Genomic DNA, 6,030 nt, shown 5'->3' with positions numbered 1-6,030 from the left:
CCTCGCTTTACCCCCCCCCCCCACGCACCCCCCACCCCCCCCACCCTCCCCCCCCCCCCCCCCCCCCCACCACCCCCCCCCCCCCCCCGGCCCCCCCCCCCCGGCGTGTGGCGGTCGTGGCGTGTGGCGGTTGTGGCGTACGTCCCGAATCGTGGGCGGCCCTGGTCCGACCGGCGGGCTGTCCGGCATGATCCCCCCGGACAGGACCGAGAGGAGAGGTGACCCATGACGCTCTGGGAGGGCATCGCCGTCCTGGTGGCGGGCGTCGGCGCCGGGATGATCAACGTGATCGTCGGCTCCGGCACGCTGATCACGTTCCCGGTGCTGCTCGCCATCGGGATTCCGCCGGTCACCGCCAACGTCTCCAACACCTTCGGCCTGGTGCCCGGTTCGCTCAGCGGCGTGATCGGCTACCGCCGCGAGCTGGCCGGCCAGGGCCACCGGCTGCTGCGCCTGGGCACCGCCTCGCTGCTCGGCGGACTGGTCGGCGCGCTGCTGCTGATCAGACTGCCGAAGGGCGCCTTCGACGCGATCGTCCCGGTACTGATCCTGCTCGCCCTCGTCCTGGTGGTGATCCAGCCCAGGGTCGCCAAGGCGGTCGCCGCCCGCCGCCGCCCCGACATCGACCCGGACGGCGGCCTGCTGCTGTTCGTCGGCGTCTTCCTCACCGGCATCTACGGCGGCTACTTCGGCGCCGCGCAGGGCGTCCTGCTGCTGGCGCTGATGGGCATGCTGCTCCAGGAGGACCTGCAGCGGATCAACGCCGTGAAGAACGCGCTGGCGATGGTCGTCAACGGCGTCGCCGCGCTGTTCTTCCTGTTCACCTCCACCGTCAACTGGGCGGCCGCCGGCCTGATCGCGGCGGGCTCGCTGGTCGGCGGCCTGTTCGGCGCCAAGGTCGGCCGCCGCCTGCCGCCGGCCGCGCTGCGCGGGATCATCGTGGTGGTCGGCCTCGTCGCGGTCACCAAACTGCTGCTGAGCTGATGAGCTGAGCAGCCGTCGGGGGTCGCCTGTCGGGGCTGTCCGTCAGCGGCTGTGTCGTCCGGTGCGCAGGGCCCCGGCTCGGTATGTTCCTCGCAGTGCACGCCTGACCGGACGGCGAGACGACGAACGGAAGAGCTTCGATGAGCAGCAGGGCACGGCTGAGCGAGGACGAGATCACGGCGGCCCTGGCCGCACTGCCGCGGTGGACCAGGGAGGGCGACAGCATCGTCCGCGCCGCCGACGCCCCCGACTTCCCGGCGGCGATCCGGGTGGTCGTCGCCGTCGCCGAACAGGCCGAGGCGCTCGACCACCACCCCGACATCGACATCCGCTGGCGCACCCTGCGCTTCGTCCTCTCCACCCACAGCGCGGGCGGGCTGACCGGCCTGGACTTCACCCTGGCCGCCCGCATCGACGAGGCGCTGAACGCCGAGTCCGCGGGCTGACCTCCCGGACCCCCGAGGCCGGGGCGGCGCGCTCGAACGGGCGTGAGATGCTGACTGCCGCATCGGCAGGCGGCTCGGGAGGGACGGGAACGGATGGCGCAGGAGCCCTTCGGAGACGCCCAGCAGCAGCCGTGGTACCCCCAGGGCCAGCAGGCCTGGCCGGTCGGCGGGCACCAGGAGCCGCAGCCGCAGGAGCCCCCGCAGGACCACCCGCAGCAGGAGTACTGGCAGACGACGGCGGGCTACGGCCAGGGCGCGTACGGGCAGGGCGGGTACGGGCAGGACCTGCCGTACCCGCAGCCGGACGGGCAGGGCCCGCCGTACGGACAGGACCCGCAGTACGGGCAGACCGGGTACGTCCAGGGCGGCTACGTCCAGGGCGGTTACGCCGAGGGGCAGTACCAGCCGTACCACCCGCACCCGGACCACGGGCAGCAGCAATACGCGCCGTATGCCGTCCCGGAGCAGCCTGCGGGGGAGGGGCTGTACGTCCCGGTGGGGGCGGAGTACTCGGCCGACGGGTACGTGCACATCGAGGACGCCGAGCCCGTTCCGGTGGAGCCGTCCACGGAGCCGGAGCCCGAGCCGGGCACGACGCCCGAGGCCGCGCCCGTCGCGCCGTCGCGGGCTGCCGCCCGTCGGGGCAGGTCCTCGAAGGCGGGCTCCCCGAAGGCAGGCTCTCCGGGGGCGGGTTCTTCGCAGGCGGGCTCTTCGCTCTCGGCCAGGGCCCGGGCCGCCGCCGGGGCGGTGCTCACCGGCGAGCACGTGCCCAGCCGGCGGACCCTGCTGGTGCGCGCCGGCGCCGGGGTGGCCGCGCTGGGCGTGCTGGTCGCGGCCGGCCTGATGGTCGGGGCCGAGGGTGGCGGCAGCGCGGCCGCGACCAGCGGCGGGGAGCCCGGTTTCGCCGTCGCGCACACCAAGGTGTGGTCCGCCCAGCCCGCCGCGTCCGGGTCGTCGGGTGACGACACGCTGGTCGGCAGCTGGCTGCTGGCCGATGCGGTGGTCCGCGCCGACGCCGCCGGTGTGCGGGCCTACGACCTCGCGGCCGGCAAGCCCGTCTGGTCGGTCGAGCCGCCGGCGGCCGGGGCCGTCCCGTGCGGGCTGTCGGCGGGGGTCAACCAGGCGGGGCTGGGCGCGGTGCTGTTCCGGGCCCAGGCCGATCCGAAGAGCCCGTGCACGCTGGTCGCCGCCGTGGACACCAAGACCGGCAAGACCGCGTGGACGAAGACCGTCTCGGACGCCAAGGGTGCGTACGGCGCGCGGATCGGCGTCACCGAGGACAAGGTGATCGCGGTCGGCGACGACCGGGCGGTCGCCTGGGAGTCCGCGGACGGCAAGGACGTCTGGCAGTACACCGGGCAGGGCAAGTTCTGCACCCTGTCCGGCGGCGTGACCGGCAAGACCGTGCTGGTCGCCTCCTCCTGCGCCGACTCGACCCCCGCCGACCAGGCCGTCGCACTGAACACGGCGGACGGCAAGGTCAGTTGGTGGCGCGGCCTGAACAACCGGCCGAAGACGGTGAGCGTGCTGTCCGCCGAGCCGTCCGTCGTCCTCACCACGGGCGAGAAGCCGGAGGACGACCGGGTGTTCGCCTGGGGCGCGGGCGGCGACCCGGCCGCCGAGATCCCGGTGGTCGGCGACGGCGGCCGGCTGGACGTCGCCCACGGCACGTTCTCGGCCACCCCCGAGGTGTTCTTCCAGAACCGCACGATGGTCACCACGTTCGTCCCGGCGAACGGCGGCGGACCGGTCGCGGCGGTCGGTTACGACCTCGACACCGGCAAGCAGCGCTGGAAGGCGCCGACCGTCGCCAAGGGCACCGTCCGGGCGGTCGGCGTCGTCGGCGGCGCGCTGGTGCTCGCCGCCGACGAACGCCGCGACCAGCCCGCCCGCCTCAGCCGGTTCCCGCTGGCCGGCGGTCAGGAGGCGATCGGCGGCAACTTCCCGCAGGGCACCGGTTCGCTGCTGGTCTCCGGGCGGGTGCTGATCGGCGGCGGGCGGGTGGTCGTGATGCCCGAGCACTCGGCCAACTACGGCACGGCGGCGGGCTACCAGGCGAAGGGCTAGCCCGCCCCCGTCGGGCGCGGCTCGCGGCCGCGTTCACGCCGCCGGGACGGCTGTCGGAGCGGGCTGGCCCGGCACGGCCGGCAGCCAGTCGGCCAGCTCCCGGGCCTCCGAGCCGCGCAGGCCGAGCGCCAGCATGAGGGTGGCCTGCGGGGTCGGCACGAACGGCCGGCGCAGCAGCCGCATCCCGGCCTGCTCGGGTGTCCGGTCCGCCTTGCGCTGGTTGTCCTCCGGGCACGCGGCCACGGTGTTCAACCAGCTGTCCTCCCCACCGCGCGACCTGGGCTGCAGGTGGTCCACCGTGGTGGCCCGCCGCCCGCAGTACGCGCACAGGTGCTGGTCCCGGGCCAGGACACCCCGCCGCGACCACGGCGCCTGTTGTCGGAACGGCACTCTCACGTAGCGCTGAAGCCTGATCACCCGGGGCACCGGGATACTGACGCCCGTCCCCCGGACCGTGCGCAGCGGATGCGCCTGCTCCACCACCGCCTTGTCCTGGAGCACCAGGACGACGGCGCGCTGGAGTGACACCGTCGTCAGGGGCTCGTAGCTCGCGTTCAGAACCAGCGTGTTGCGCACTTGGCACACCCTTCCCGTGGGCGTGCCACGGCGGCACGACCGTCTCCACACACGTCACTGCCGCCGCACGGCGGTGACACCACTCTGAACGGGCCCACAGCCGACGAACAACGGAATTTCCGGTATCGGGCAGACGCCGGAGGGGCCGGGGGAGGAGTGCGGCACGACGCTCGGGGAAAACCCGCTGGCCCCGACCGCGTAGGCTCTACCACGCTGGAGTCGTACCGACCCGGGGTCCGAGAGAACCGGGCCCGCCACCGGGCGGGCGCCCGATCGAAGGAGAAGCGTGACCGTGACGGACATCGTCGACGAGCTGCGGTGGCGGGGGCTGATCGCCCTGTCCACCGACGAGGACGCACTGCGCAAGGCGTTCGCGGACGGCCCGGTCACGTTCTATTGCGGCTTCGACCCGACGGCCCCCAGCCTGCACCTCGGCAACCTCGTGCAGATCCTCACCATGCGCCGCATCCAGCAGGCGGGAAACCTCCCGCTCGGCTTGGTCGGCGGCGCCACGGGCCTCATCGGTGACCCGAAGCCCACCGCGGAGCGCGTCCTCAACGACCCCGAGACGGTGGCCGGCTGGGTCGAGCGACTGCGGGGCCAGATCTCGCGCTTCCTCGATTTCGAGGGCCCCTACGCGGCGCGCATGGTCAACAACCTGGACTGGACGTCCGGGATGTCGGCCATCAGCCTGCTGCGCGACGTGGGCAAGTACTTCCGCGTCAACAACATGATCGCCAAGGAGGCCGTCGCCCGACGGCTCAACTCCGACGCGGGTATCAGCTACACCGAGTTCAGCTACCAGATCCTGCAAGGCATGGACTACCTGGAGCTGAACCGTCGCTACGGCTGCACCCTGCAGACCGGTGGCAGTGACCAGTGGGGCAACCTGACCGCCGGCACGGACCTGATCCGCAAGGCCGACGCCAAGTCCGTGCACGCGCTGGCCACGCCGCTGATCGTCAAGGCCGACGGCACCAAGTTCGGCAAGACCGAGTCCGGCACGGTCTGGCTCGACCCCGAGCTGACCACCCCGTACGCCTTCTACCAGTTCTGGCTGAACGCGGACGACCGGGACGTCCCCAACTTCCTGCGGATCTTCAGCTTCCGCTCGAAGGAGGAGATCGAGGAGCTGGAGCGCGAGACCACCGAGCGCCCCGCCGCCCGCCTCGCCCAGCGAGCCCTCGCCGAGGAGCTCACCACCCTCGTCCACGGCGCCGAGCAGTACGAGCGCGCGGTCGCCGCGTCCAAGGCGCTGTTCGGCCAGGGTGACCTCGCCGACCTGGAGGCGCCGACCCTGGCCGCCGCCCTGGCCGAGGTCCCGAAGGCCGAGGTGGCCGAACTCCAGTCGGTGGTCGACCTGTTGGTCGCCGTCGGCCTGGCACCGAGCCGTTCGGCCGCCCGCCGCACGGTCAAGGAGGGCGGCGCCTACCTCAACAACGTCAAGGTGACGGACGAGGAAGCGGTGCCGGCCGAGGCCGACCTGCTGCACGGCCGCTGGCTCGTGCTGCGCCGCGGCAAGCGCAACCTGGCGGCGGCGGAGCTGGTTCCGGCTACGGCGTGACCGAAACACGACGCCGCTGAGCTGCGGCTTCGACATACGAGGGCGGGATCCAGCCGGATCCCGCCCTCAGTGTTTGACGATGTCGTCCGGGTGGCCTAGTGTTGAACGAGTCGCTGATGCGGCCACCCCACTCTGCGGGACCCACCCTCACCTCGATTCCCATTGACATGGGTTTGTTGGCATTTCCGTCAACCGTGGTGAGTGTGAATTTCGGGTAACAACCGAAATGCGCTAATGTGGAGGCCGTCGCGGAAAGCGGCCCGACCAGTTCGGGAAATCGGATGAATGAAACTCCGGAAAACGGAGCGGAAAACATCTGGTAAGCTGGAAACACGAAAGAACGAAGCGCCCGGAGGGCCCGCTGGAAGGCGGTCCGAAGGAAGTGTCCGTTCC

General features: G+C 72.4%; 5 protein-coding genes. 4 read left to right on the top strand and 1 reads right to left on the bottom strand.

Going from position 1 to position 6,030, the window contains the following annotated elements:
* The first annotated feature begins 225 nt into the window (after positions 1-225).
* From ACFVX9_RS07210 to ACFVX9_RS07200, 3 genes are all read left to right on the top strand, one after another.
* Complete coding sequence (locus ACFVX9_RS07210; RefSeq protein ID WP_387980835.1) at positions 226-984, top strand: sulfite exporter TauE/SafE family protein; 759 nt, start codon at positions 226-228, stop codon at positions 982-984.
* A gap of 140 nt (positions 985-1,124) precedes the next feature.
* Entirely contained in the window at positions 1,125-1,430 is a 306-nt protein-coding gene (locus ACFVX9_RS07205; protein ID WP_387980833.1) for a 4a-hydroxytetrahydrobiopterin dehydratase, read from the top strand.
* 93 nt (positions 1,431-1,523) lie between these two features.
* Complete coding sequence (locus ACFVX9_RS07200) at positions 1,524-3,497, top strand: PQQ-binding-like beta-propeller repeat protein (RefSeq protein WP_387980831.1); 1,974 nt, start codon at positions 1,524-1,526, stop codon at positions 3,495-3,497.
* Positions 3,498-3,530: 33 nt separating this feature from the next.
* Here ACFVX9_RS07200 and ACFVX9_RS07195 read toward each other — a convergent pair whose 3' ends face one another.
* Positions 3,531-4,073 (bottom strand): HNH endonuclease, encoded by a 543-nt coding sequence (locus ACFVX9_RS07195; protein ID WP_063349641.1) that lies wholly within the window; start codon positions 4,071-4,073, stop codon positions 3,531-3,533.
* 292 nt (positions 4,074-4,365) lie between these two features.
* Here ACFVX9_RS07195 and tyrS point away from each other — a divergent pair, with 292 nt between their 5' ends.
* Positions 4,366-5,637, top strand: a complete 1,272-nt coding sequence (gene tyrS / locus ACFVX9_RS07190; RefSeq protein ID WP_063351463.1) for a tyrosine--tRNA ligase — start codon at positions 4,366-4,368, stop codon at positions 5,635-5,637.
* Positions 5,638-6,030 lie beyond the last annotated feature (393 nt).

Source organism: Kitasatospora sp. NPDC058243, from assembly GCF_042882025.1.
Classification (GTDB): domain Bacteria; phylum Actinomycetota; class Actinomycetes; order Streptomycetales; family Streptomycetaceae; genus Kitasatospora.
This window is presented reverse-complemented; position numbering and strand designations above follow the sequence as displayed.